Raw genomic sequence first — 20,869 nt, 5'->3', positions numbered from 1 at the left:
CGGTGAGCGCGTCCAGATAGATATGGCGGTATATCTGCTCTTCCTTTCGCTTCTCGTCGGTCATGTCATGGAACACCGACACAAAATGCCTGATCTGCCCGTCCGTCTCCTTGATGGCGCTGATGCTGAGCAGTTCCGGGTACACCTCCCCGCTCTTGCGGCGGTTCCATATCTCGCCCACCCAGTGCCCGTTGGCGGACAGCGCACCCCACATCTGGTCGTAAAACTCCTTGGGATGCCGGTCGGACTTCAGCACGCTCGGATTCCTGCCCAGCACTTCCTCTTCAGAGTACCCGGTTATGGTCGTGAATGCCGGGTTGATGGCAATGATGGTCCCCTTGGCGTCGGTAATGCATATGCCTTCAAGAGCGTTGACAAAGACCTCTTCGAAAAGATGGCGCTGGAAGGCTCGTACTTGCGGTACTCGGTCTCGTTTTCAAGTTGGGTGATGGACGCCACGAGCTGGTCCATGAAGCGGTCGAAGTGCTTTGAAAGTCGGCCGATCTCGTCATTGCCCGCATCACGGACCCGCACGCCGTAATCCCCCTGTCCTGCCCGATCCACCGTATCCATGAATCGGCTGAGGGGCTGGGTGATGGAACGGCTGACCGCCATGCCCAGCAGGAGCATCAGCAGGAGCGTGACGGTACCGATGCCGTAGGTGAGGACCTTTATCTGGAACAGCGGCTTGTAAAGCTCATCGGTATAGACCGTGGCCACCACGATCCACTCCATGGCAGGCACTTCCTTGAACAGCGCGAACTTCTCCCTCGGCTCGGCGTTGGGGGCATCACGCCACCAGTAACCGATGGATCCGTTGCGCTCGGTAAGTATCCTGCTGCCGAACGGCATGCCCTTGGCGTCCTTGAGCCCCAGCATGGACGGCACATCTCTGGGGTGGATGAGCGGCAGGCCGTTACGGTCAACCACAAAGACGTATCCGCTGTTCCCAAGACGCAGGGCGTTCACGGCCGGGCGAAAGTCATCCGGGCTGACAAGGTCGCCGAACTCGTGGCGATAGGCGCTGGCCGTGATGATCCAGTCCCACGGCGCAAAATATGTGGCCGAGAGCACCTTCTTCATGCTCTCCGCGTCGCCCGGATTCTTCCAGTCGTACTCGAGGTAGCCGCGGCGGGTCTTCATGAGCGTGCGGATGAACTCGTGGTCCGTCACGTCGGTGCCCACGACTTCCTTGTGCGGATGCACGACCACCTTGCCGCCGCTGTCGATCGCATAGAGGTACCCGGTCTGCCCGATGGTCTGGCTCAGGAGAACGTCCCGGGCAAGCTTCTTGGCTTCGGCTTCCGTTATCTCGCCGTTTCGCTCACGACGATGGATCGCCCTGACGATCTCGAGGTTCTTTTCTGCCACGGCACTCAGCCGGTTCCTGACCGAGGCGTTGGCCATGGAACTGACGGTTGTGGCAAAGGTGCGGGTGGTGTTTCTGAGCGCTTCGTGGATATCGCTGGCAATCACGTTGCTCACGGCGGAACTGACCAGAAAGGCCGTCGCGTAGACGGCAACGGCCAAAAGCGCCGACAGGCCGAGGGCCAGCCGGGTGCGTATGCTGAATCGTCTGAGTAGTCCTGTGAGCATGCTCGCGTGAAAGCCGTCCGTCCCGGGACAGCTTCGGAAAAATCCTATCCGCCGATTGACGCCATTTTCGTGGAGCAGACACCGCCCCGGCTCCGTGCCAGAAGCAGGTCGTTCCCTATGGGCTTGCTGCGAAGCGCGCCGCGGATGACACGCTCCAACACTCCACTATCCAGTGTGGGGTGTCTTATGATTTTTCGCAAGTGAAAAACCTTGTCGGAGAACAGGCAGGTGCGCAGATTGCCCTCGGAAGTGAGCCGAAGGCGGTTGCAGGTGCCGCAGAAATGGTTCGTGTACGGCGAAATGACCCCGATTCGGCCCTTGCCGTCCCGGATGGCGAACATGTTGGCGGGCCCGGCATCTGCGCCCCGTTCTGCCGGGGCCAGGTCGGCCAGCTCCCCGGCCTCCCGAACGATGTCTTTCGACGTCCATACCGAGGACTCGTTCCAGCCGGTGTCCGTGCCGATGGGCATGAACTCGATGAACCGCACGTCAACGGGATTCTGGCGGGCGAACTCCACGAATGCCGGAAGCTCGTCATCGTTGAAGCCGCGCACGCCCACGGCGTTGACCTTCACGGTCATGCCCGCGTCCACGCAGCGGCGCACGTTCTCCAGCACCACGTCGAAGAGATCACGCCCGGTCATGTGCCGGTAACGATCCCGGTCCATGGTATCGAGCGAGATATTCACGCGGGAGAGACCGGAAACGGCCAGCCTGTCGATGTGCTTGCCGATCACGGTGGCGTTGGTGGTCACGGCAAGCGTCAGGTCCGGAAAGCGCGCCCCGATCTGCTCAAGGTAGTCGGCAAACCCCTTGCGGACGAACGGCTCCCCGCCCGTGAAGCGCACCTTGTCGATGCCGATGCGCCGGGCCACCTCGATGACCTCGGTGATCTCCTCGTACCGGAGAATGTCATCGTGCGGAATGAAGGTGCGCTCCTTGCTGGCGCAATACCGGCACAGCAGATTGCAGCGGTCGGTGACGCTGACCCTGAGATAGCTTGCTGCCCTGCCGTGCCCGTCGATGAGTTTGCCTGCCATGATCGCCTGCTACTTGCCGAAGGGGCATTTGGGGAAGGTGCAGGTCCGGCAGCCGAGGCAGTACCCGCCTTCTGCCAGACGGGCCATATCGCGCCGGGTCACGGTCTGTCCGGCCATGAGGCGCGGAAGCATCAGGTCGAGGCTCGTGGTCTTGAAGAACAGGGCACAGGCAGGAACGCCGAGCACCTGCACGCCGCCGATGCGGCCCACGAGGGTCATGGCTCCGGGCAGAACGGGCGCGCCGTAGACCACGTCGGTCAATCCGGCGTCGTTCAGGGCGTGACGGGTCACGTCGTCCGGGTCCACGGAGAGTCCTGCGGTGGTCACGATGAGGTCGCACCCGGCATCGATCATCCTGCGCACGGCCCCTGCAATGGCCTCGCGGTCATCGGGGACGATGTCCGTGGCCGTGATCTCGCCACCCAGCCCGGCCACCTTGCCGGAGATGATGGGGATGAATTTGTCTTCAATGAGCCCCTGAAACACTTCGGTTCCGGTGACGAGAACACCGGTCTTTGCCTTGCGCAGCGGCTTGACCTCGAAGAGCGGGCCGCCCTCGAGCATGGTCACGGCCTTGCTGTAGTTCTCGCGGGAAATGAACAGCGGGATGGCGCGGGTTCCGGCGATGCGCTTGCCCGCTTCCACAAGGCTCTCGCCCTGACGGGTTGCGCACATGACGTCGGGGACGAGGTTGAACGCCTCCAGCTTCTCGCGGTCCACAACAAAGAGTCCGTCGCGGTCCGCCGTAAAATCTATCTTACCTTCGCTGGGCTGCTCCTCAAAGGCGATGCCGTCCCCGGCCATGCGCTTGGCAAAGCCTTCCACGGCCTTGTTTTCGTGCAGCCAGTCCTCGCCGGGGTCCACGTCGTCGGTGTAGACGTTGGAGCGGCCCATCTGATGCAGTCGGCAGACATCGCCCACGGAAAGCTCGTGTCCGGCGCGGAACTCGGGGCCCTTGCTCTCGCCGGGGACGATGCGGGTCATGTCGTGCAGGGCGGCCTTGCCCACGGCCTCCTCAACGGGAACGGCTCGATGTTCGGAGAGACGAGCGGCGCGGAACGCTGGTCCATGGTCACGTACGGGGCCTCGCCCTGACAGCCGCGACAGATGGGGCCGTCGTTGGTGGGGAAGGCCTCGCCGCAGGCCGGGCACACGCCGATGGCGCGCATCTGCTTGTGGCCGAGAAACCGTTCGGGAATGGTGACGCGTTCCACGGAGGTGTAGGCGGCACCCGCTTCCTTGATTTTGGCAAACAGCAGGTCCGTGTCCTGATCGGCCTTGGCCACGCGCTTCAGGAACCAGTCCGCAATGTCCGGCCACTGTTCGATCTTTTCGGTATCGATGTACACGCGCACGCCCTCGCCGGTGTACTTGTCGAACATGGAGAGGGCGTAGCGGCCGAGGTTGACCACGCGCATCCAGTTGTTGCCGGTGCTGCAGAGGGTCAAAAGCTGCACCGCGTCGGGGAGGCACTTATTGGACTCGACGATGACCTCGAAGAGCGTCCCTTCCGGCATGTGGGACTTGGCGAGTTCCACCATGTAGCCGCCGATGAGCAGCCCCGGGGCGGGGTATCCGTGAAACTGGCGGGCGATTTCCTTGAACTCTTCAAACGTGTATTGACCGATGTTCATCGTCTTTGCTTCCCTTGCGGATTGGTTGTTGAACGGCCCTCTCCCACCATCGGGAAAGGGCCGACAGCGTATCAGGCGAAGATTTCCTTTTTGCTCACAGCCTCGGCCTTTATTCTGTCAAGCAGTTCGGCCAGCGCGGCTTTGACATTCTCGCGAATGTCTCCGGCCACGATGAGAAACAGCACGTCGTCGCCGGGTTTCATGAGGCCTTCGTTGGCGTGGCAGACCACGCGCCAGATGCCTTCGCGTCCCTCGATCTCCTTGCGGATTTCCTCCATCCGGTCGTAGTCGGGGGTGATCTCTATGGCGGTCACGTCCTGCCGGTCCTGCCGGGACCAGCCGCGGACCACGCCGTTGTGTACCAGAACCATGCCCACGTTCTCGGTGAAGCCGGGTTCCTTCTTGAGGTCCTTGAGCGCTTTCGTGATGTCCATGTGTCCTCCATTGTTGGGAATGGACACATACGATAGTACCGCTTCGCTGCCGGGGCAACCCCTTCCGAATATCGGTGCGGTTCGGCACTGTCGCGGCCCGTTATATTCCGTGAATATAATATCGGGAGGATATGGCGGTTTCTATTCTGAAACCGGATGAACTCCCATGCAGGGAATTCGTCATAAGCATTCCTCCCTCATATGCCGCTTCGGGTCGAGCCAGCCCGTCCCTTGGCGTCCACCCGGCCTGGATGCCAGAATCGAGGAAGGAACAGCATCCGTCGGCGACCGCCCAGCCCTCCAAAAGTCTGCGGTGGCCTGCGGCCTCGATTCAATCCTGAAGCGGCCAAAAAGCCGGACGATTCGGAAGCCCGTCCCGAGTCGTCCGGCGTCCTTTTTAAAAATCAGATGCGCTCCAGCCTGTCGATGACCTGCATGACAAGGTCGCGCGGGGTGGATGCCCCGGCAGTGACGCCCACCACGGAGTAATCGGCCAGATCGTCTTCCGGCAGTTCGTCGGCCGTTTCCACGTGCAGGCAGGGCTTGCCCTGATCGCGGACAACCTGCGCCAGCCTGCGGGTGTTGCCGCTGGAATACCCGCCCACCACAACCACGAAATCAGACTCGTCCGCAAGCTCCATGGCCTCGCGCTGGCGAAGCTTGGTGGCGTCGCAGATGGTGTTCAGCACCGTGATATCGATGTCTTCGCGCGCCTGAAGCCGTTCGGCAAGTGCGCCGAACTGGTCGCGGTCCTGCGTGGTCTGGGCGGCCAGCACGTACTTCTTGTCCGGGGAAAAGGGAAACTCGTCCACAAGCGACACGTCGTCGAAAACCAGCCCGCCGTTGCCCGCGTAGCTCACGAGCCCGCGCACCTCGGGGTGATCGTCCTCTCCGTAAAGGAGCAGGAACTGCTTTTCCGCGGTGTGCCTGCCGATGAGTTTCTGGGCCTTTTTCACCTTGGGGCAGGTGGCGTCAACGATCTCAATGCCGCGCTCCTTGAGCCCTTCCTCCACCTGACGGGTGATGCCGTGGGCACGAATGACCACGCGGCTGCCGTCCGGGACCTCTTCAGGCTTTTCCGCGATGAGCACGCCCTTTTTGGCGTAGCGCTCCAGCACCTGCGGGTTGTGAATGATGGGTCCCAAAACGAACACGGGACCGGTCACGCCCTCGGCGATAATGTCGTCCAGTTTGGTGAGCGCAAGGTCCACGCCCATGCAGAAACCGGCTGTCTTGGCTAGCTTGACCTTCATTCTTCCTCCGCTTGCCGTTCTTTCCGAAAGGAACGCTGTAATCGTCCCGGAGCGCTTTTGCAACCCCCTGCCGGGGGCGGAAAACTTGACAGCCGGCCCCGATGTAGTCACAATCCGCTATAACATTTGTTTAAAACAAGGTCGGGCGGAATGAACAGAACCAACGACGTCAATACCAAACAGGCCCTGCTGCTGGCGGCTGTCCGGGTCTTTGCGAAAAAAGGCTTCCGGGCCGCCACGGTCCGCGAGATATGCCAGCTCGCGGAAGCCAACGTGGCCGCAGTCAATTACCACTTCGGCAGCAAGGACTCGCTCTATGCCGCCGTTCTGGACCACACCTTCGATCTGGAAAAGACCGAGGCTCTGCGGGAACGGTTTGCCGTGGCGGACGACGCACCCGTCGAGGACCGCCTGGCAGCCTATATCCGCACCCACATCCACGAAATATACGCGGATGAAGGGTGGAGCGGCGTGGCCTCGGACCACTGGGCCATTTTCCTTATGGAAATGGCCACCCCGAGCCCGCACCTCGATTCTCTGGTGCAGGACCACATCCAGTCTTACGCTGGCGATCTGCGCGCTCTGGTCAGCGAGTTTCTCGGCGTGCCGCCCACGCACCGCATGGTGATGGACGCGGCCATGAGCATCTGGTCCCAGATGTTCGACCCGCTCTTGATGATGCCGATCACCGACAGGTTCCGCCCCCCGCGCCCCCGGGTGCAGGAGAATCTGGAAGCCTTTGCCGACCACGTCATCACCTTCACGCTCGGCGGCTGAACGCCATCCGGGAGTCCCGCTGACGACTGTTTCCGGCCCTGCGCAAGGTCACTTGCGCAGTCCGGAATCCCCCTAGAGCGGAGAAGCCATGCCACGCATCGTCCTGTTGCTGATGCTCGTCGCGGTGCTGTTGCCGACAGCGGCTTCGGCAGGCGCGCCGTCGTTCAAGCCGGTCATTGTCCGGGAACTGCCGCACGACCCCACCGCCTTCACGCAGGGGCTGCTCTGGCATGAGGGCCGGTTTATTGAAAGCACCGGACACTTCGGCACCTCCACGGTCCGGCGCATGCATCCGGAATCGGGACGCCTGAAGCGATTCACATTCTTGACGAAAAAGAGTTTGCCGAAGGCATCGCCCTTGCTCGTGGCGTGCTCCATCTGCTCACCTGGCAATCAGGAAACGGCTACCTGCTCGACCCGGACACGCTCAACGTCACGGGCCGCTTCGCCATTCCGTCCAAGGGACCGAACGACCACGAGGCGTGGGGCCTTGCCAGCACCGGCACCCTGCTGGTCATGAGCGACGGCACCGCGCGGCTGACCGTGCTGGAGCCGATCACTTTCAAGCCGGTGAACCACCTGACGATTCAGGAGGACGGCCGCCCCGTCAGGCGAATGAACGAAATGGAGTTCGTCGAGGGTCGCTGCTTGCCAACATCTGGAAGAAAGACCGCATTGCGGTCATCAGTATGGAGTCGGGGGCCGTGAAAGCATGGATCGACCTCACCCCGCTTCGCGCGCGATTGGGCGACAAGGCAGGCGTGGCGAACGGCATTGCATGGGACGCGAAAAACCGCAGTCTCTACGTCACGGGTAAGGACTGGGACGCCATCTTCGAGATCGACGTTCCCGGCCTGCTTCCGAACCGCCGGTGACAGCCGTCAGTTGTTTGTTTCCGGCCCGAAAGCCTTGACCTGCTCGCTGAACTTCGTCCACCAGCACAATGCCTCGAACGCGGCGGCAAGATGCCGGGCCGCCTCCACCGAGCAGATGTCGAGCCGGATGTGCTCGACCATTTCCACGGACTCTGGTTCAGTGGTGCGGTCCTCGCGCTGGCCGGGTTCGATGGGCAGCGTGTGCTTTTCCACGGCCTTGCGAACGAACTCGAAGTAGACTTCGGCCCACGGCTTCAGCCCCTTCCGTTGAGCGGCGTCATCCGGCTCATGGATCGTTACCGAAACCTTGCGCAGGGGATGGGTGCCGAAATAGTACCGCTCAAGGGTCCAGCCCTCTTGAGGAGTCCCGACGGACGCGTCCAGTATGTAGAACAGCTCGCGTTCCTCGTCCCAGCCGAACGCCTGCCTGTGCAGCCGTCCCTGCACCTTTCTGGATACCCGCTCACAGGCGGTCTCCATGGCGTTCTTCTCCCAGAGAAACTGTCGTTTCTCCCCCACCTCGTAATCATTAAGGCCGTGCGCAAATGCAGCAGTGGCCGCAAGGATGGCAATAATGCATGCTATAAATACCCGCATGGGTCGTCTCCTTGGTTGCTCTGGGGGCAGTTGCCCCATTGTGCAGAGAAAGGCAAGAGGTTCGGCCTAGCGGTTTCTGACCATCAACCACGCGCCGAAGAGGATCATCGGGACACACAGAATCTGCCCCATGGTCAGCCAGCCGAAGGCAATGTATCCGAGGTGCGCATCAGGCTGGCGGGCGAATTCCACGATGAAACGAAACGCCCCGTAGCCCACCAAAAAGGCACCGCCCACCGCCCCTTTCGGCCTTGGGGACGCGGAGTAGAACCAGACCAGCAGGAACAGCACCAGCCCCTCCAGCGTGGCCTCGTACAGCTGCGATGCGTGCCGGGGTACAGCCCCGGCACCGGGGAAGACCATGCCCCAGGGGCCGTCCGTCACCCGGCCCCAGAGTTCGGCGTTGATGAAATTCCCGAGCCTGCCGAAAAACAGTCCCGGCGCAATGAGCGGAGCCACGAAGTCCCCGACGTCGAAAATGGACTTGCCGTGCCTGCGGGCAAACCACCAGCAGGCGACGATCACGCCGAGCAGCCCGCCGTGGAAGGACATGCCGCCGTGCCAGATGGCGAAGATTTCCAACGGATCGGTCCAAATGAACTGCGGCTGATAAAACAGCACGTAACCCAGCCTGCCGCCGAGAACCACGCCGAGGATAACGTAGGTCACGAAGTCGTCCACCTGCGTCACGGTCCAGCCGCGCCACGACTGTTTTGCGCGGTAGCGGCCGAGCAGCCAGCCCGAGAGGAAACCAAGCAGGTACATGAGGCCGTACCAGCGAATGGCGACGGGACCGATGGAGATGGCGACGGGGTCGAAACCGGGATGGATGAACATGCTTCCCCAGAATGTTGGCGTGAAAAAGGCTGACACCAGTGTGCCAGCCTGTTTTACGGTTGCGGTCCGGTTTCGTAAAGGCTTGTCTGCTACTGGACCGGCTTCGGCCCCATCCTTGAAAAAACGACCGTCCGAGACTGTAGGGCAGAAGCCGGGATATCCTGATCGCGGAGATTCTTACGGGCAAAGGCCACGGCCACTGCTGCGGCCTCGGCGTGCCGATCGCCGTAGGAGAGAAGCACGTCGGCGGCGTCCTGCACCACGTTGCGCGCCCAGCACCAGCGCCCCACGTCGAACATACCCATAAGCAGCACGAAGAACAGCGGGAGAATCAAGGCCATCTCAACCGCTGTCATGCCTGCACGGGAGGCGTTTCTATCTGTAATGATCTGCATGATACTTTCCTTTGATTCGTTGCTGAACGACATAAAGCAGCATCCATGCCAGTGTTAAAAAATCCACACTTAGCCTATGATTACGGCGCATTACAAAAGAACAGCTGTTCCAAGACGTGCCGAAGCACCGAAATAACGCACCACGATCAGTGGACACTCCACGACCAATGGACGCAGGCATAAGAAAACCCCGCCGGACAACCCGGCGGGGCAAGGGGGGAGGATGGTGTACACGACACGGTGTGTATCACTGGTTACTTTCTAAGTTCATCCCGGAGCTTCGCATACGTCTCATGGTCTATCTCGCCTTCGGCATAGCGGCGCTTGATGACTTCAAGCGCAATGCTCTGGTGGGCAGGCTCGCGAAGTCTGCTGTAAAATTTGTACGCGGCAAAGAGCAGCAGGCCGACGATCAGGAGATTGAACCAGCCTCCGAAATGAAACGGCATCCAGGAGGACATGCCGTGCCCGCCATGCCCAAAGCCGGGACCGTATCCGCAAAACCAGTTTCCGATTGCACTCATGAATTCCATGGCCACTCCTTTTGAACTTTGTGGAGACTAAGCATCGGCCATGCCAAAACCAAAAACCCAACCAATACAGACAGATAAAAAATAGAGACATGTGCAAAAGTGCAATCATTGCACGCAAGGACAACCACAAGTGGCTGCACTTGCACAGTGGCACCCTTGCATGGTGCTCAGCAGAATGTCAGGGTGATGATGTGGGAAGTGAGCGCGATGACCGCGAGTGGATGCAGAGCGGAGCGCAGAGGAAAACGGTGCGAAGAGAGTCCTCGCACAAGAAAAAGCCCCGCCTTGCAGCGGGGCATGTCACCGAAACGAGTTCGGTGGGGAAACTTCGTCCTGCTATTCAGCAGCCTTCTTGGCCACCGGCTTGGTAACAGCGCCGCTGCGGATGCAACGGGTGCAAGCCTTGATGGACACGACCTGACCGGATTCCAGCTGATGGCGGACCGACTGCAGGTTAGGCATGAAACGACGTTTGGTTTTGATGTGGGAATGGGAAACGTTGTTGCCCGTCTGGGGACCCTTTCCACAAATATCGCAAACCTGAGACATGGCGACCTCCTCGCGTAATATACAAAATTTATCTTTTTTCGTGCTCGTTGTGCCGATCGCGAAATGCGTCTCCCGAACGGCAGAGGGAGATTCCTTACCGTCTTGCGGTGGCGTTGGCAAGGGTTTTTTTCTTGACAAGGGAAAAAGTTCCCATATAGGAATCACCGGTTGCCCGAGATCGGCAGCCGAAAAACAAGGATACGACCCATGACCGAATTTACCATACCGCTGAACGACATCCCGGCAGAGGGCCGGGAATTTTCTTTTGCGGAACAGGCTCTCTGGCAGGATCGCTGGAACGCCTTCGGCCTTGGGTTCGCTCCGGGCAGGGATATTCAGGCGGTGTTCACCGTGCTTCCGCAGGGTGACGAGGCCGCGCTGGTCCGCGGGTCCATCTCCGGATCCGTGAGCATCCCCTGCGACCGCTGTGCCGAGCCCTACGACTTCGAGGTCCAGACCGACTTCGACGTCTTCGAGGAGGCCAACGGCGGCGAGGAGGTCCTCGACGGCGAAGAAGTACGCATCATTACAAAGGATGGGCAACTTCACCTTGACATGGGCGCGATACTCTGGGAAGAGTTCGCCCTCGCCCTCCCGGTGAAGCCGCTCTGCGCCGAAGAGTGCGGCGGCCTGTGCGCCGAGTGCGGCAAGCCCAGCCAGTCCTGCGAATGCAACCCCGAGCAGGAAGAAGGCGATCCGAGACTTGCGGTCTTACGCAATTTGAAGATAAAGTAACCAGCCCTGACCGGGTCCGCCCCTGTCAGGAGATCAATGTTTGAGAGGATACCATCATGGCAGTTCCCAAGAAAAAGACTTCCCGTTCCCGCAAGGGCATGCGTCGCGCTCACGACCGCATCACCGCCCCCAATGTCGTTTACTGCGAATGCGGTGAACCCGTTCTGCCCCACCGTGCCTGTGACGTCTGCGGCAACTACAAGGGTCGCCAAGTCGTAAACAGCGACGATGCCTAGCACCCAAGCCCGCATAGCCGTCGACGCCATGGGCGGAGACTACGGTCCCCGCGTGGTGGTGCCGGCCGCTGTTCAGGCAGCCCGGGAAGGCATTGCTATCACCCTCGTGGGTGGCGAGACCGCGATTCGAGCAGAGCTGGACGCCCACAAGACGGACGGACTCGAAATCGACATCGTGCCCGCGTCCGAAGTCGTCGAAATGGACGACAAAGCCTCGGACGCCCTTCGCCGCAAGAAGGACTCGTCCATCCACGTGGCCTGCCGCACCGTCAAGGAAGGCAAGGCCGACGGCGTGGTCAGCGCCGGACACTCCGGAGCCACCGTGGCTTGCGGAATGTTCGTCCTTGGCCGCATCAAGGGTGTTCTGCGTCCGGCGTTCGCCGGGGTCATGCCCACGGAAAAGCGCCCCTGCGTCCTTATTGACGTGGGTGCCAACGTGGACTCCAAACCCCAGCACCTTCTGCAGTTCGGCCTGATGGCCGACGTCCTCGCGCGCGACGTGCTCGGCACCGAGCGCCCCACCGTGGGGCTTCTGTCCATCGGCGAGGAGGAAGGCAAGGGCAACGCCATCGTCAAGGAAGCCTTCGAACTCTTCCGGGAGTCCGAGCTCAATTTCATCGGTAACGTGGAAGGCCGCGACATATTCACCGGCGACGTGGATATTGCGGTCTGCGACGGCTTTGTGGGCAACGTGGCCCTGAAGCTGTCCGAGGGTCTTGCCAAGTCGTTCGGGAACATCCTGAAGAAGGAGCTGGGAAGCAGCATCCTTTCCCGGCTTGGCTCCCTGCTTTCCTTTGGTGCGTTCCGGCGTTTCAAGCGGCTGGTGGACTACGCCGAATACGGCGGCGCCCCCCTGCTCGGCCTCAAGGGCATCGTGATAGTCTGTCACGGCAAGTCCAACGAAAAGGCCATCACCAACGCCATTCGCATGTCGGCCAAGTTCGTGTCCAACAAGGCGCACGAACACCTTGCCGAAGGGCTTGAGGCGCACAGCGCCTTGGCCGGACGCAAGGACGAGAAAGCCGCCTAGCACATTCGAAGACCGCGGGACCATCACCGTCCCGCAACCAAGGCGGACCTCGAGGCCCTATTCCCGACAGATGCCGGATACCCATTTCCGGCAGACTGCCGCTCGCGCCGCCGTGGCGCCATGCGTTTTGCACACGGGAAACCGTCGCCGACAACCGGGCACCAAGCCCACCCCATACACGATGAGCATCGAAATCGTTCTCCGCGGCCTCGGCCGCCATGTACCGGAAAAGGTTCTCTCCAACTCCGATCTCGAAACAATCGTCGAGACCTCCGACGAATGGATCACCACCCGCACCGGCATCAAGACCCGCCACGTGGTCTCCGAAGGCGAATACACCAGCGATCTCGCCGTGGGCGCGGCCGAAATGGCCCTCAAGAACGCGGGCATGGACGCCGAGGAACTGACCCACATCGTGGTGGCCACCTTCACGCCCGACGCCATGGTCCCCTCCTGCGCCTGCATCGTGGAAGAAAAACTCGGCATCAAGGGCCGCGCGGTCTACGACATCGCCGCAGCCTGCTCCGGATTTCTCTACGGGCTGGAAAACGCCCGGGCCATCCTCGCCCTGCACCCCGAGGCCAGAGTATTGGTCATCGGTGCCGAGACCTGCACCCGCCGCACAAACTTTGATGACCGGACCACCTGCGTGCTCTTTGGCGACGGTGCCGGGGCGGCCATCGTGACCCGTGACGGCGACGGTCCGAAGATCAGGGACGTCAAGCTCTCCAGCGACGGCAGCCTCAGCAAGCTGCTCACCGTCAAAGGCGGCGGCTCCAGCTCCTCCTACGAAAAAGTCGGCGACCCCATCCGCGAAGACTACTTCATTCAGATGGAAGGGCGCGAAATCTTCAAGCACGCGGTGCGTTCCATGACCACCGTCTGCAACCAGATTCTTGCAGACAACGACATGACCCGCGACCAGCTCAATGTACTCATCCCGCATCAGCCAACTGGCGCATCATCGACGCCGTGGGCCGCAAGTTCGACGTGCCGCCCGAAAAGGTATTTTCCAATGTCGAGCGCTACGGCAACACCTCTGCCGCAAGCATCCCCATAGCCCTCTCCGAAGCCCACGAAACCGGATTCATCAAAGACGGCGACGTCGTTTTGTTGACAAGTTTTGGCGGGGGCTTCACATGGGCCTCGGCGCTGTTGCAATTTTAACCAAAAAGTTTCAAACGATCGTTTGCGGCAGATTTGCAGTCAGGCACGGATTGGTATATTGGGTTCGGTCAACTACTCATACCAATGAGGTGAACAACGAATGAGTGATCTTCCCAAAGTGGCCCTTGTTACCGGCGGCTCCCGCGGCATCGGACGTGCCGTGACCGAACGCCTCGCAGCGGACGGTTTCGAGACATGGTTCACCTATGTCAGCCGCCCCGAAGAAGCCGAAAAAGTCGTGGCAGGAATCGAGGAAAAGGGCGGCAAGGCCCGCGCCTTCAAGCTCGACTCCGGCGACCGCGACGCCATCGCCGCCTTCTTCAAGGAAGAGATCAAGGGCAAAGCCGAGCTGGAGGTTCTGGTCAACAACGCGGGCATCACCCGCGACGGCCTTCTGATGCGCATGAAGGACGAAGACTGGGACCGCGTCCTGCAAATCAACCTCACCGGATGCTTCGCCTTCCAGCGCGAAGCCGCCAAGCTCATGAGCAAGCAGCGCCGCGGACGCATTGTGAACATCACCAGCGTCGTGGGCCAGATGGGCAACGCCGGGCAGGCCAACTACTGCGCCGCCAAGGCCGGACTCATCGGACTGACCAAGTCCACTGCCCGTGAGCTTGCCGCACGCGGCGTCACTGTGAACGCCGTTGCTCCCGGCTTCATCCAGACGGACATGACCTCCGAACTTCCGGAGCAGGCCGTTGAAGCCATGCTGACCCAGATTCCGCTCAAGCGGCTGGGCGAAAGCGACGACATCGCCGCTGCCGTTTCCTACCTCGCAGGCCCGGGTGGCGGTTACGTCACCGGTCAGGTGCTGGCAGTGAACGGCGGCATGTACATGTAATCAACACATAAACAAAACCTACGTATTGGAGGGACACCATGTCCGACGTTGCCAGCAAAGTTAAAGACATCATCGTGGATCAGCTGGGCGTGAGCGCCGACGAAGTCGTGGAAGGCGCAGCCTTCGTTGAAGACCTGGGTGCAGACTCCCTGGACCTCACCGAGCTCATCATGGCCATGGAAGAAGAATTCGATCTGGAAATCGATGACGAACAGGCCCAGAAGATTCTGAAGGTCAAGGACGCCATCGAGTTCATCGAAAAGAACCAGTAGCATCCACGCCGACGAGATACGGTATTATCAGGAGCGCTTATCCCGAACGGGCATAAGGCGCTCTGTTTGCTATACGGAACCAACAAGCAACTGGAAGGCAGTCAATGAACAGGGTTGTCGTCACGGCGGTTTCCGCCATCACCCCTCTTGGTAACGACATCGAGACCAGCTGGAAGAACCTCATTGCAGGCAAGTCCGGCATCGGCCCCATCACCAAGTTCGACGCCGAAGGCTTCGATGCCCGCATCGCGGGACAGGTCAAGGATTTCGATCCCACCACTTTCATCGATAAAAAGCAGGCACGGCGCATGGAAACCTTCACGCAGTATTCCGTGGCCTGCACCAAAATGCTCATGGAAGACGCAGGCTGGACCGTGCCCGAGTCCGAGTCGCACCGCACCGGCGTCATCATCGGCGTGGGCCTCGGCGGCCTCGCCACCATCGAGAGCATGCATGAAAAACTGCAGAAACGGGGACCCTCCAAGATTTCCCCGTTCTTCATCCCCGTGCTGATCGCCAACATGGCCGCCGGTCAGGTGTCCATCGAGGCAGGCGCACAGGGACCCAACATCTGCACCACCACCGCCTGCGCCTCCGGCACCCACGCCATCGGCGCGGCATATACGGACATCATGCTCGGCCGCGCGACGTGATGATCTGCGGCGGCGCAGAGTCCACCATCACGCCGCTGGGCATCTCCGGCTTCACGGCCATGAGAGCGCTGTCCACCCGCAACGACGATCCCGAAGCCGCCTCCCGTCCCTTTGACAACGAGCGCGACGGCTTCGTCATGGGTGAAGGCTGTGGCCTGATGCTTCTGGAATCTCTGGAGCACGCCAAAGCCCGCGGTGCCACCATCCTTGCGGAAATCACCGGCTTCGGCGCATCCGGCGACGCCTACCACATGACCGCCCCGCCGGAAAACGGCGAAGGCATGGCGCTGGCCATGAAGGCCGCCCTGCGCGAAGGCAAGGTCCAACCCGAGGCGCTTGACCATATCAACGCCCACGGCACCTCCACCAAGCTGAACGACCTCTGCGAAACCAGAGCCATCCGTTCCGTGTTCGGCGACCATGCCGACGAGATCGCCGTGACCGCCAACAAGAGCCAGGTCGGGCATCTGCTCGGCGCGGCAGGCGGTGTTGAGGGCGTTTTCTGCGTCAAGACCATCGCCGAAGGCGTCATCCCCGGCATCGCCAACTATGAAAATCCCGACCCGGACTGCGATCTCAAGAACCTCGTCACCGACGGTTCGCGGGAGCAGAAGGTCGCATACGCCCTTTCCAACTCCTTCGGCTTCGGCGGCACCAACGCCTGCGTGCTGTTCAAGCGTTTCGAAGGATAACCCACGAGGTTTGCCGCCATGGAAGAACTGCTTATTCAAGATCCGGAAATCGCCGCCTCAATCGCAGCGGAAGCCGATCGGCAGGTCAGCAAGCTGGAACTGATCGCCAGTGAAAACTTCGTCTCCACCGCAGTGCGTCAGGCGCAGGGGTCCATCATGACCCACAAGTACGCCGAAGGCTATCCGCACAAGCGCTACTACGGCGGATGCGAGTTCGTGGACATCGCCGAGGACATCGCCCGAGACCGCGCCAAGGCGCTCTTCGACTGCGACTACGTCAACGTCCAGCCCCACTCCGGCTCGCAGGCCAACATGGCCGTGTACTTCGGCTACTGCCAGCCCGGTGACACCATCCTGACCATGGAGCTGTCCCACGGCGGCCACCTGACCCACGGCAGCCCGGTTAACTTCTCCGGCAAGCTGTTCAACGTGGTGCACTACGGCGTGACCCGCGAGGACCAGACCATCGACTACGAACAGGTCGAGGCGCTCGCCAAGGAACACAAACCGGCCATGATCGTGGCAGGCGCCAGCGCTACCCCCGCATCATCGACTTTGCCCGCTTCCGGGCCATCGCCGATGAAGTGGGCGCCAAGCTCATGGTGGACATGGCGCACATCGCGGGCCTCATTGCAGCGGGCGAACACCCCAGCTGCATCCCGCACGCCCACATCACCACCACCACGACCCACAAGACCCTGCGAGGCCCGCGCGGCGGCATGATCCTCTCCACCGAGGACGAGACCAAGACGCTCAACTCGCAGATCTTCCCCGGCATTCAGGGCGGCCCGCTGATGCATGTCATCGCGGCCAAGGCCGTGGCCTTTGGCGAGGCCCTCAAGGAAGGGTTCGTGGAATACCAGCAGCAGGTGGTCAAGAACGCCAAGGTGCTCGCCAACTCCCTGCAGGAATCCGGCTTCGAGCTGGTCTCCGGCGGCACGGACAACCACCTGATGATGATTGACCTCACCAACAAGGACATCACCGGCAAGGACGCCGAGCACGCGCTCGACCTCGCCGGTATCACGGTCAACAAGAACACCATCCCGTTCGAGACCAGATCCCCGTTCGTGACCTCCGGCGTCAGGCTCGGCACCCCGGCCCTGACCACCCGCGGCATGATCGAGGAAGACATGATCGTCGTGGCCGAGGCCATCACCGCCGCGCTGGAAAACTACAAGGACGAAAAAGTGCTCAACGAAATCGCCGACGAAGTGGAAGAATTCGCCCGCGAATTCCCGCTCTTCGGCTGGTAGGCACTGATTGCAATACAGATAAAGGCCCGTGCAGCATTGCTGCACGGGCCTTTTTTCATGGGGCGAGGCCCCGTCAAATGAACAGCGGCAGAACAACGCCGATCCCGAGCCAGCCGTATGCGGCCATGGAAAGCCCGGAGAGAATCCGCTCGCCCAGCGAGGGCTCCATGTCCATCCCGCCCTCGTCCGTTCGCATCTTCCAGAACAGGAACACACCGGACAGAATCAGGAAAAACACGTTGAGGAACATGGTGTAATTCACCTCAAAGAAAACACGGTCCGTGATGGCTCCCACGACCTTGGCCTCAGGCAGCATATCCAGTGCGGCAAAGCCGTAGTGCATGAGCACGGCCGAGGAGACCAGCGTCACCAGCATCACGGCAAGAATGTACAGCGCCATCTTCCAGCCGTAGTAGGTGGCCTGAATCCTGAGCACAGGGAAAACCACGAGGTCGCTGAAGAAGATGAAGGCCATCACGCCCGCAAAGCTGACGCCGTGGCTGAACAGCACCGAGGCCAGCGGGATGTTGCCCATGGAGCCGATGAAGGTGAAGAACGCGGCAACCGGGCCGATGACCGCCTGCGCGACCACCTGCCAGAAGGCCGGGGCCGCGTCCGTGGAGCTGAGGAACAGCGCCTGAAAGAACTCCTGCGGCACAAAGGCCGCGATGATTCCCGCCACGGTGAAGCCGATGGTCACGTCCTTCCAGACCATGTCCCACTCCATGACGTAGCGACGGGCGACCCGGAGCCAGCCCTCCTTGGTGACGATGAGCCGCCGCCAGTCCTGATCCTCTTCCTCGCCTTCGTCCCCGGTCTGCCGCCGGGCGTGCTCGCGGGCGTTCTCCTCAAGACGTTTCGGGAGCGTGGCCCGGACCACGATCCACATGAAGAGGATAAGCAGGATTCCGCCGACATATTCGCCGACAACAAACTGCCATGAGAGGAAGACCGCGATGATGATTCCCAGTTCGATGACAAGGTTGGTGGATGCGAGCATAAAGGCCAGCGCCGGGACCAGCCCTGATCCCTTGGCGAACAGCGAGCGCGTGGTGGACAGGGCCGCGAAGCTGCACGAGCTTGAGATGAAGCCGAAGAAGGTCCCCAGCCCCACGCTTTTGGGGCCGGTCTCGCCCATGCTGCGTTTCATGCGCTGCCGGGTCACGAACACCTGAATCATACTGCTTATGAGATACCCGAGCCCGAAGGCCCACAGGGCCATCCAGAAAAGCCCGATGGTTGTCATTGCCGCGTCATGCCACGTCTGCATGAAGGTCTGCATCATTTCTCCCTACACGTTGAACTGGCCCGTCATCATGCCGGACCTTCCGATAGTCCTTAAGTGTCGCAGACAAATCGCTTTCATGTCAAAACGTGCGAGATTTCGGGCAGGAGTCTTCATTGTGCAAAGAAAAACCCCTGTCGCCAAAGCGACAGGGGTTGAAAACCGTTCCCTCCGGACCGGAGGGATACTCCCTAGCCTCAAGAGAAGCCGCCCGAACCGCACCCGCCGCCGGGGCCACCGTTCTTGTACTTGTCGCCAAGGGCTTTCTGAAAGTCCGGTATCTCCACCCGCACGTCGCCGCGGGTGTTCACCTGCGACATGATCCTCTGGGCATTGCCGCCCGAACAGTGCGGACAGGCCGGGATTTCGTCAGGATCGAAGACCAGCTCCTCAAAGTCCTTGCCGCAGTCCGGGCAGGCGTATTCATAGATAGGCATATATGACTCCTCAAGGGTTGCATTGTCGGGATGCATAGAATTGGTTCACCAAGAGCACTTGTCAAGTGGACACCCCTGCACAACAGACACAGTCTTTGTGCAAAAAATGTGCAGCATATTGCGCAATAAACACACTTCCTCAGTAGGAAAAACTGGATAACATTTCAAAACAAAAAGAGAATCACCTTTTGGCACAGCCAGTGCTGTACTCACAACACATATGGCGAAAAGCCCGGGAGGGGATCAACGTTTACACTTTCAACCCACAGGGAGAGACACAATGACCAGGAAGACTCTCATCGTTACCATCGCGCTGGCCGCAATGCTTTCCATGGCCGCAATGGCCTATGCAGGCCCCGGCTACGGTCGCGGCGGCGGCTGCGGCGGTTACGGCGACGGCATGTACAGCCAACTGACCCCGGAAAAGCAGGAAGCAGCGAACCAGATCTTCGAGAAGTTCCGTGCAAAGCAAACCGCACTGCACGACAAGGCAGTGGCCGCTCGCATCAAGCTGGACGCCATCGCCAACTCTGGCAACCCCGATGAAAAGCGCATCGACGAGCTCGTGGCGGAAATGAGCAAGCTGCGCAATCAGATGTGGGAAAACCGCACTGCCATGGCAAAGGAATTCGAAGCGGAGACCGGCCTGAAGTTCAGCGGACGCGGCGGACGCGGCTCCGGTAACGGCTACTGCGAAGGCTACGGCCAGGGCCGCGGCTACCACGGCGGCGGGCACGGCTACGGCCACGGACGCGGCATGGATCGCTGGTAGATTTTCAAAGGCAACGAACATAAACGGAATACGGTAGTGAACCGGAACGGCGGAATGGGCACCGCCGTTCCGTTTTGCGTCTCCCAATCATCCGCTTCCCCTGCCCCTGCGCCGGTGCTATGCAGTTGAGAAACCCGGAGGTATGACGATGTTCCGCAGAACGGTTTCCCTGACGAGCTTTCTCTCCTTCATCGTGCTGGCCGTCACCAGCGTCGTTCTGTACATCCAGCCTCACGGCCGCGTGGCCTACTGGGCCGACTGGTCCCTCTGGGGCCTCTCCAAAACCCAGTGGGGCGACATCCACCTGACCGTAGGCACCCTGTTCCTGATCTGCGCAATCCTGCACGTCTGGCTCAACTGGAAGCCGGTCATGACCTACATGAAGAACGCGGCCCGCGAGCTGGTTTTCTTCACCCGGCCCATGGTCTATGCCTGCGTGCTGACCGTCTTCGTCACCGCAGGGACACTCCTTCACATCCCGCCCATGCAGCAGCTCATGGACCTCGGCACATGGTTCAAGGACCGGGCCACGGCCACCTATGGCAATCCGCCCTACGGGCACGCCGAACTCTCGCCCCTCGTAAAATTCTGCGGCTACATGGGTTTCGATCTGGAAAAGGCCATGCAGGCCTTGAAAACGAAGGGGTTCACGAATAAGGTCGCCCCGGAAACGCCGCTTCTGGAGCTGGCCGAGGCCAACGACACCACGCCGCAGGGAATATACGAAGCCATCCGCTCTGCGCTGGCTCCCGATCCCTTTGCCGCCCTGCCGCCCGCTCCGCCCGAAGGCACCGGCAAAATGACCCTCGCGGACCTCTGCGCGGCATACGGTCTGCCCCTCGACGCGGCGGTCAAGAAGCTTGAAAACGCTGGCGTGACCGCCTCGGCAGGGACCACGCTCAAGGACATGGCGGCCGCCGCCGGGAAATCCCCGCGCGACCTGTACTCGATTCTCCGAACCGCCGAGTAA

At 60.9% G+C, this 20,869-nt stretch carries 21 protein-coding genes and 5 pseudogenes; 12 read left to right on the top strand and 14 right to left on the bottom strand.

The features are described 5' to 3' along the window. Positions 1-94: 94 nt before the first annotated feature. The 7 genes and pseudogenes from JCM12178_RS18575 to ispH all read right to left on the bottom strand — a co-directional run. Positions 95-352 (bottom strand): annotated as a pseudogene (locus tag JCM12178_RS18575) (PAS domain-containing protein); the annotation flags it as partial. Continuing rightward, positions 298-1,596: a cache domain-containing protein gene (locus JCM12178_RS02560; protein WP_054648489.1), complete on the bottom strand. Its 1,299-nt coding sequence runs from the start codon at positions 1,594-1,596 to the stop codon at positions 298-300. The pseudogene JCM12178_RS18575 and the gene JCM12178_RS02560, both read right to left, overlap by 55 nt. A gap of 44 nt (positions 1,597-1,640) precedes the next feature. Further along, positions 1,641-2,636 (bottom strand): GTP 3',8-cyclase MoaA, encoded by a 996-nt coding sequence (gene moaA / locus JCM12178_RS02555; RefSeq protein WP_054648487.1) that lies wholly within the window; start codon positions 2,634-2,636, stop codon positions 1,641-1,643. 9 nt (positions 2,637-2,645) lie between these two features. Next, the gene (locus tag JCM12178_RS21220) at positions 2,646-3,644 is read right to left on the bottom strand and encodes a molybdopterin-binding protein (RefSeq protein WP_439646688.1); all 999 of its coding nucleotides are present in this window, start codon (positions 3,642-3,644) and stop codon (positions 2,646-2,648) included. Continuing rightward, positions 3,617-4,270: an FmdE family protein gene (locus tag JCM12178_RS21215; protein WP_439646687.1), complete on the bottom strand. Its 654-nt coding sequence runs from the start codon at positions 4,268-4,270 to the stop codon at positions 3,617-3,619. Before JCM12178_RS21215 ends, JCM12178_RS21220 begins: the two co-directional genes overlap by 28 nt. 71 nt (positions 4,271-4,341) lie before the next feature. After that, on the bottom strand, positions 4,342-4,704 hold the full coding sequence (locus JCM12178_RS02545) for a molybdenum cofactor biosynthesis protein MoaE (RefSeq protein ID WP_054648485.1): 363 nt from the start codon (positions 4,702-4,704) through the stop codon (positions 4,342-4,344). A gap of 404 nt (positions 4,705-5,108) precedes the next feature. After that, positions 5,109-5,957: a 4-hydroxy-3-methylbut-2-enyl diphosphate reductase gene (gene ispH, locus JCM12178_RS02540; RefSeq protein WP_054648483.1), complete on the bottom strand. Its 849-nt coding sequence runs from the start codon at positions 5,955-5,957 to the stop codon at positions 5,109-5,111. A 150-nt stretch (positions 5,958-6,107) separates the two neighbouring features. Here ispH and JCM12178_RS02535 point away from each other — a divergent pair, with 150 nt between their 5' ends. Then, on the top strand, positions 6,108-6,734 hold the full coding sequence (locus JCM12178_RS02535; RefSeq protein WP_054648481.1) for a TetR/AcrR family transcriptional regulator: 627 nt from the start codon (positions 6,108-6,110) through the stop codon (positions 6,732-6,734). Between the two features lie 88 nt (positions 6,735-6,822). Next, positions 6,823-7,609 (top strand): annotated as a pseudogene (locus tag JCM12178_RS20625) (glutaminyl-peptide cyclotransferase). Between the two features lie 6 nt (positions 7,610-7,615). Here JCM12178_RS20625 and JCM12178_RS02520 read toward each other — a convergent pair. From JCM12178_RS02520 to rpmB, 5 genes are all read right to left on the bottom strand, one after another. Beyond that, the gene (locus JCM12178_RS02520) at positions 7,616-8,206 is read right to left on the bottom strand and encodes a hypothetical protein (RefSeq protein ID WP_054648475.1); all 591 of its coding nucleotides are present in this window, start codon (positions 8,204-8,206) and stop codon (positions 7,616-7,618) included. 66 nt (positions 8,207-8,272) lie between these two features. Further along, positions 8,273-9,043 carry a prolipoprotein diacylglyceryl transferase gene (lgt, locus tag JCM12178_RS02515; RefSeq protein WP_054648473.1) on the bottom strand — a complete coding sequence of 257 codons (771 nt, stop codon included), beginning with the start codon at positions 9,041-9,043 and terminating at the stop codon, positions 8,273-8,275. Between the two features lie 89 nt (positions 9,044-9,132). Further along, on the bottom strand, positions 9,133-9,438 hold the full coding sequence (locus JCM12178_RS02510) for a TadE family protein (protein ID WP_054648471.1): 306 nt from the start codon (positions 9,436-9,438) through the stop codon (positions 9,133-9,135). A gap of 254 nt (positions 9,439-9,692) precedes the next feature. Beyond that, entirely contained in the window at positions 9,693-9,962 is a 270-nt protein-coding gene (locus JCM12178_RS02505; RefSeq protein ID WP_157054684.1) for an SHOCT domain-containing protein, read from the bottom strand. A 345-nt stretch (positions 9,963-10,307) separates the two neighbouring features. After that, on the bottom strand, positions 10,308-10,520 hold the full coding sequence (gene rpmB, locus JCM12178_RS02500) for a 50S ribosomal protein L28 (RefSeq protein ID WP_054648468.1): 213 nt from the start codon (positions 10,518-10,520) through the stop codon (positions 10,308-10,310). Positions 10,521-10,727: 207 nt separating this feature from the next. On the opposite strand from rpmB, the gene JCM12178_RS02495 reads away from it, so the two are divergent. The 8 genes and pseudogenes from JCM12178_RS02495 to glyA all read left to right on the top strand — a co-directional run bounded on the left by JCM12178_RS02495 (position 10,728) and on the right by glyA (position 17,405). Continuing rightward, positions 10,728-11,255: a YceD family protein gene (locus JCM12178_RS02495; protein WP_054648466.1), complete on the top strand. Its 528-nt coding sequence runs from the start codon at positions 10,728-10,730 to the stop codon at positions 11,253-11,255. Between the two features lie 56 nt (positions 11,256-11,311). Beyond that, positions 11,312-11,491 (top strand): 50S ribosomal protein L32, encoded by a 180-nt coding sequence (gene rpmF, locus JCM12178_RS02490; protein ID WP_054648464.1) that lies wholly within the window; start codon positions 11,312-11,314, stop codon positions 11,489-11,491. Next, a complete protein-coding gene (gene plsX / locus JCM12178_RS02485) occupies positions 11,484-12,521 on the top strand; it encodes a phosphate acyltransferase PlsX (RefSeq protein WP_054648462.1) in 1,038 nt (345 codons plus the stop codon). The genes rpmF and plsX overlap by 8 nt, the downstream gene beginning before the upstream one ends. 181 nt (positions 12,522-12,702) lie before the next feature. Further along, positions 12,703-13,688, top strand: a pseudogene (locus tag JCM12178_RS02480) (beta-ketoacyl-ACP synthase III). Between the two features lie 100 nt (positions 13,689-13,788). Beyond that, positions 13,789-14,532 (top strand): 3-oxoacyl-[acyl-carrier-protein] reductase, encoded by a 744-nt coding sequence (gene fabG / locus JCM12178_RS02475; RefSeq protein WP_054648460.1) that lies wholly within the window; start codon positions 13,789-13,791, stop codon positions 14,530-14,532. Between the two features lie 38 nt (positions 14,533-14,570). After that, entirely contained in the window at positions 14,571-14,804 is a 234-nt protein-coding gene (locus JCM12178_RS02470; RefSeq protein ID WP_054648458.1) for an acyl carrier protein, read from the top strand. 104 nt (positions 14,805-14,908) lie between these two features. Further along, positions 14,909-16,149: pseudogene (gene fabF / locus JCM12178_RS02465) on the top strand (beta-ketoacyl-ACP synthase II). An 18-nt stretch (positions 16,150-16,167) separates the two neighbouring features. Beyond that, positions 16,168-17,405: pseudogene (gene glyA / locus JCM12178_RS02460) on the top strand (serine hydroxymethyltransferase). Positions 17,406-17,478: 73 nt separating this feature from the next. Here the strand turns inward: glyA and JCM12178_RS02455 are convergent. Then, on the bottom strand, positions 17,479-18,690 hold the full coding sequence (locus JCM12178_RS02455; RefSeq protein ID WP_218185621.1) for a permease: 1,212 nt from the start codon (positions 18,688-18,690) through the stop codon (positions 17,479-17,481). 197 nt (positions 18,691-18,887) lie between these two features. After that, positions 18,888-19,127: an FmdB family zinc ribbon protein gene (locus tag JCM12178_RS02450; protein WP_054648454.1), complete on the bottom strand. Its 240-nt coding sequence runs from the start codon at positions 19,125-19,127 to the stop codon at positions 18,888-18,890. A gap of 280 nt (positions 19,128-19,407) precedes the next feature. Here JCM12178_RS02450 and JCM12178_RS02445 point away from each other — a divergent pair, with 280 nt between their 5' ends. Both JCM12178_RS02445 and JCM12178_RS02440 read left to right on the top strand, forming a co-directional pair. Then, on the top strand, positions 19,408-19,899 hold the full coding sequence (locus tag JCM12178_RS02445) for a periplasmic heavy metal sensor (RefSeq protein WP_054648452.1): 492 nt from the start codon (positions 19,408-19,410) through the stop codon (positions 19,897-19,899). A gap of 148 nt (positions 19,900-20,047) precedes the next feature. After that, complete coding sequence (locus tag JCM12178_RS02440) at positions 20,048-20,869, top strand: DUF4405 domain-containing protein (RefSeq protein ID WP_054648450.1); 822 nt, start codon at positions 20,048-20,050, stop codon at positions 20,867-20,869.

The sequence above is a fragment of the Salidesulfovibrio brasiliensis JCM 12178 genome, assembly GCF_001311825.1.
Taxonomy (GTDB): domain Bacteria; phylum Desulfobacterota; class Desulfovibrionia; order Desulfovibrionales; family Desulfovibrionaceae; genus Pseudodesulfovibrio; species Pseudodesulfovibrio brasiliensis.
This window is presented reverse-complemented; position numbering and strand designations above follow the sequence as displayed.

Excerpts from the sequence above, each read along its gene's own strand:
- rpmB (WP_054648468.1), bottom strand. The coding sequence starts at position 10,520 with ATGTCTCAGGTTTGCGATATTTGTGGAAAGGGTCCCCAGACGGGCAAC.
- ispH (WP_054648483.1), bottom strand. The coding sequence starts at position 5,957 with ATGAAGGTCAAGCTAGCCAAGACAGCCGGTTTCTGCATGGGCGTGGAC.
- JCM12178_RS02535 (WP_054648481.1), top strand. The coding sequence starts at position 6,108 with ATGAACAGAACCAACGACGTCAATACCAAACAGGCCCTGCTGCTGGCG.
- JCM12178_RS02450 (WP_054648454.1), bottom strand. The coding sequence starts at position 19,127 with ATGCCTATCTATGAATACGCCTGCCCGGACTGCGGCAAGGACTTTGAG.
- JCM12178_RS02455 (WP_218185621.1), bottom strand. The coding sequence starts at position 18,690 with ATGATGCAGACCTTCATGCAGACGTGGCATGACGCGGCAATGACAACC.
- lgt (WP_054648473.1), bottom strand. The coding sequence starts at position 9,043 with ATGTTCATCCATCCCGGTTTCGACCCCGTCGCCATCTCCATCGGTCCC.
- JCM12178_RS02445 (WP_054648452.1), top strand. The coding sequence starts at position 19,408 with ATGACCAGGAAGACTCTCATCGTTACCATCGCGCTGGCCGCAATGCTT.
- JCM12178_RS02520 (WP_054648475.1), bottom strand. The coding sequence starts at position 8,206 with ATGCGGGTATTTATAGCATGCATTATTGCCATCCTTGCGGCCACTGCT.
- plsX (WP_054648462.1), top strand. The coding sequence starts at position 11,484 with ATGCCTAGCACCCAAGCCCGCATAGCCGTCGACGCCATGGGCGGAGAC.
- rpmF (WP_054648464.1), top strand. The coding sequence starts at position 11,312 with ATGGCAGTTCCCAAGAAAAAGACTTCCCGTTCCCGCAAGGGCATGCGT.
- JCM12178_RS02470 (WP_054648458.1), top strand. The coding sequence starts at position 14,571 with ATGTCCGACGTTGCCAGCAAAGTTAAAGACATCATCGTGGATCAGCTG.
- JCM12178_RS02495 (WP_054648466.1), top strand. The coding sequence starts at position 10,728 with ATGACCGAATTTACCATACCGCTGAACGACATCCCGGCAGAGGGCCGG.
- JCM12178_RS02505 (WP_157054684.1), bottom strand. The coding sequence starts at position 9,962 with ATGAGTGCAATCGGAAACTGGTTTTGCGGATACGGTCCCGGCTTTGGG.
- JCM12178_RS21215 (WP_439646687.1), bottom strand. The coding sequence starts at position 4,270 with ATGAACATCGGTCAATACACGTTTGAAGAGTTCAAGGAAATCGCCCGC.
- JCM12178_RS02440 (WP_054648450.1), top strand. The coding sequence starts at position 20,048 with ATGTTCCGCAGAACGGTTTCCCTGACGAGCTTTCTCTCCTTCATCGTG.
- moaA (WP_054648487.1), bottom strand. The coding sequence starts at position 2,636 with ATGGCAGGCAAACTCATCGACGGGCACGGCAGGGCAGCAAGCTATCTC.
- fabG (WP_054648460.1), top strand. The coding sequence starts at position 13,789 with ATGAGTGATCTTCCCAAAGTGGCCCTTGTTACCGGCGGCTCCCGCGGC.
- JCM12178_RS02510 (WP_054648471.1), bottom strand. The coding sequence starts at position 9,438 with ATGCAGATCATTACAGATAGAAACGCCTCCCGTGCAGGCATGACAGCG.
- JCM12178_RS02560 (WP_054648489.1), bottom strand. The coding sequence starts at position 1,596 with ATGCTCACAGGACTACTCAGACGATTCAGCATACGCACCCGGCTGGCC.
- JCM12178_RS02545 (WP_054648485.1), bottom strand. The coding sequence starts at position 4,704 with ATGGACATCACGAAAGCGCTCAAGGACCTCAAGAAGGAACCCGGCTTC.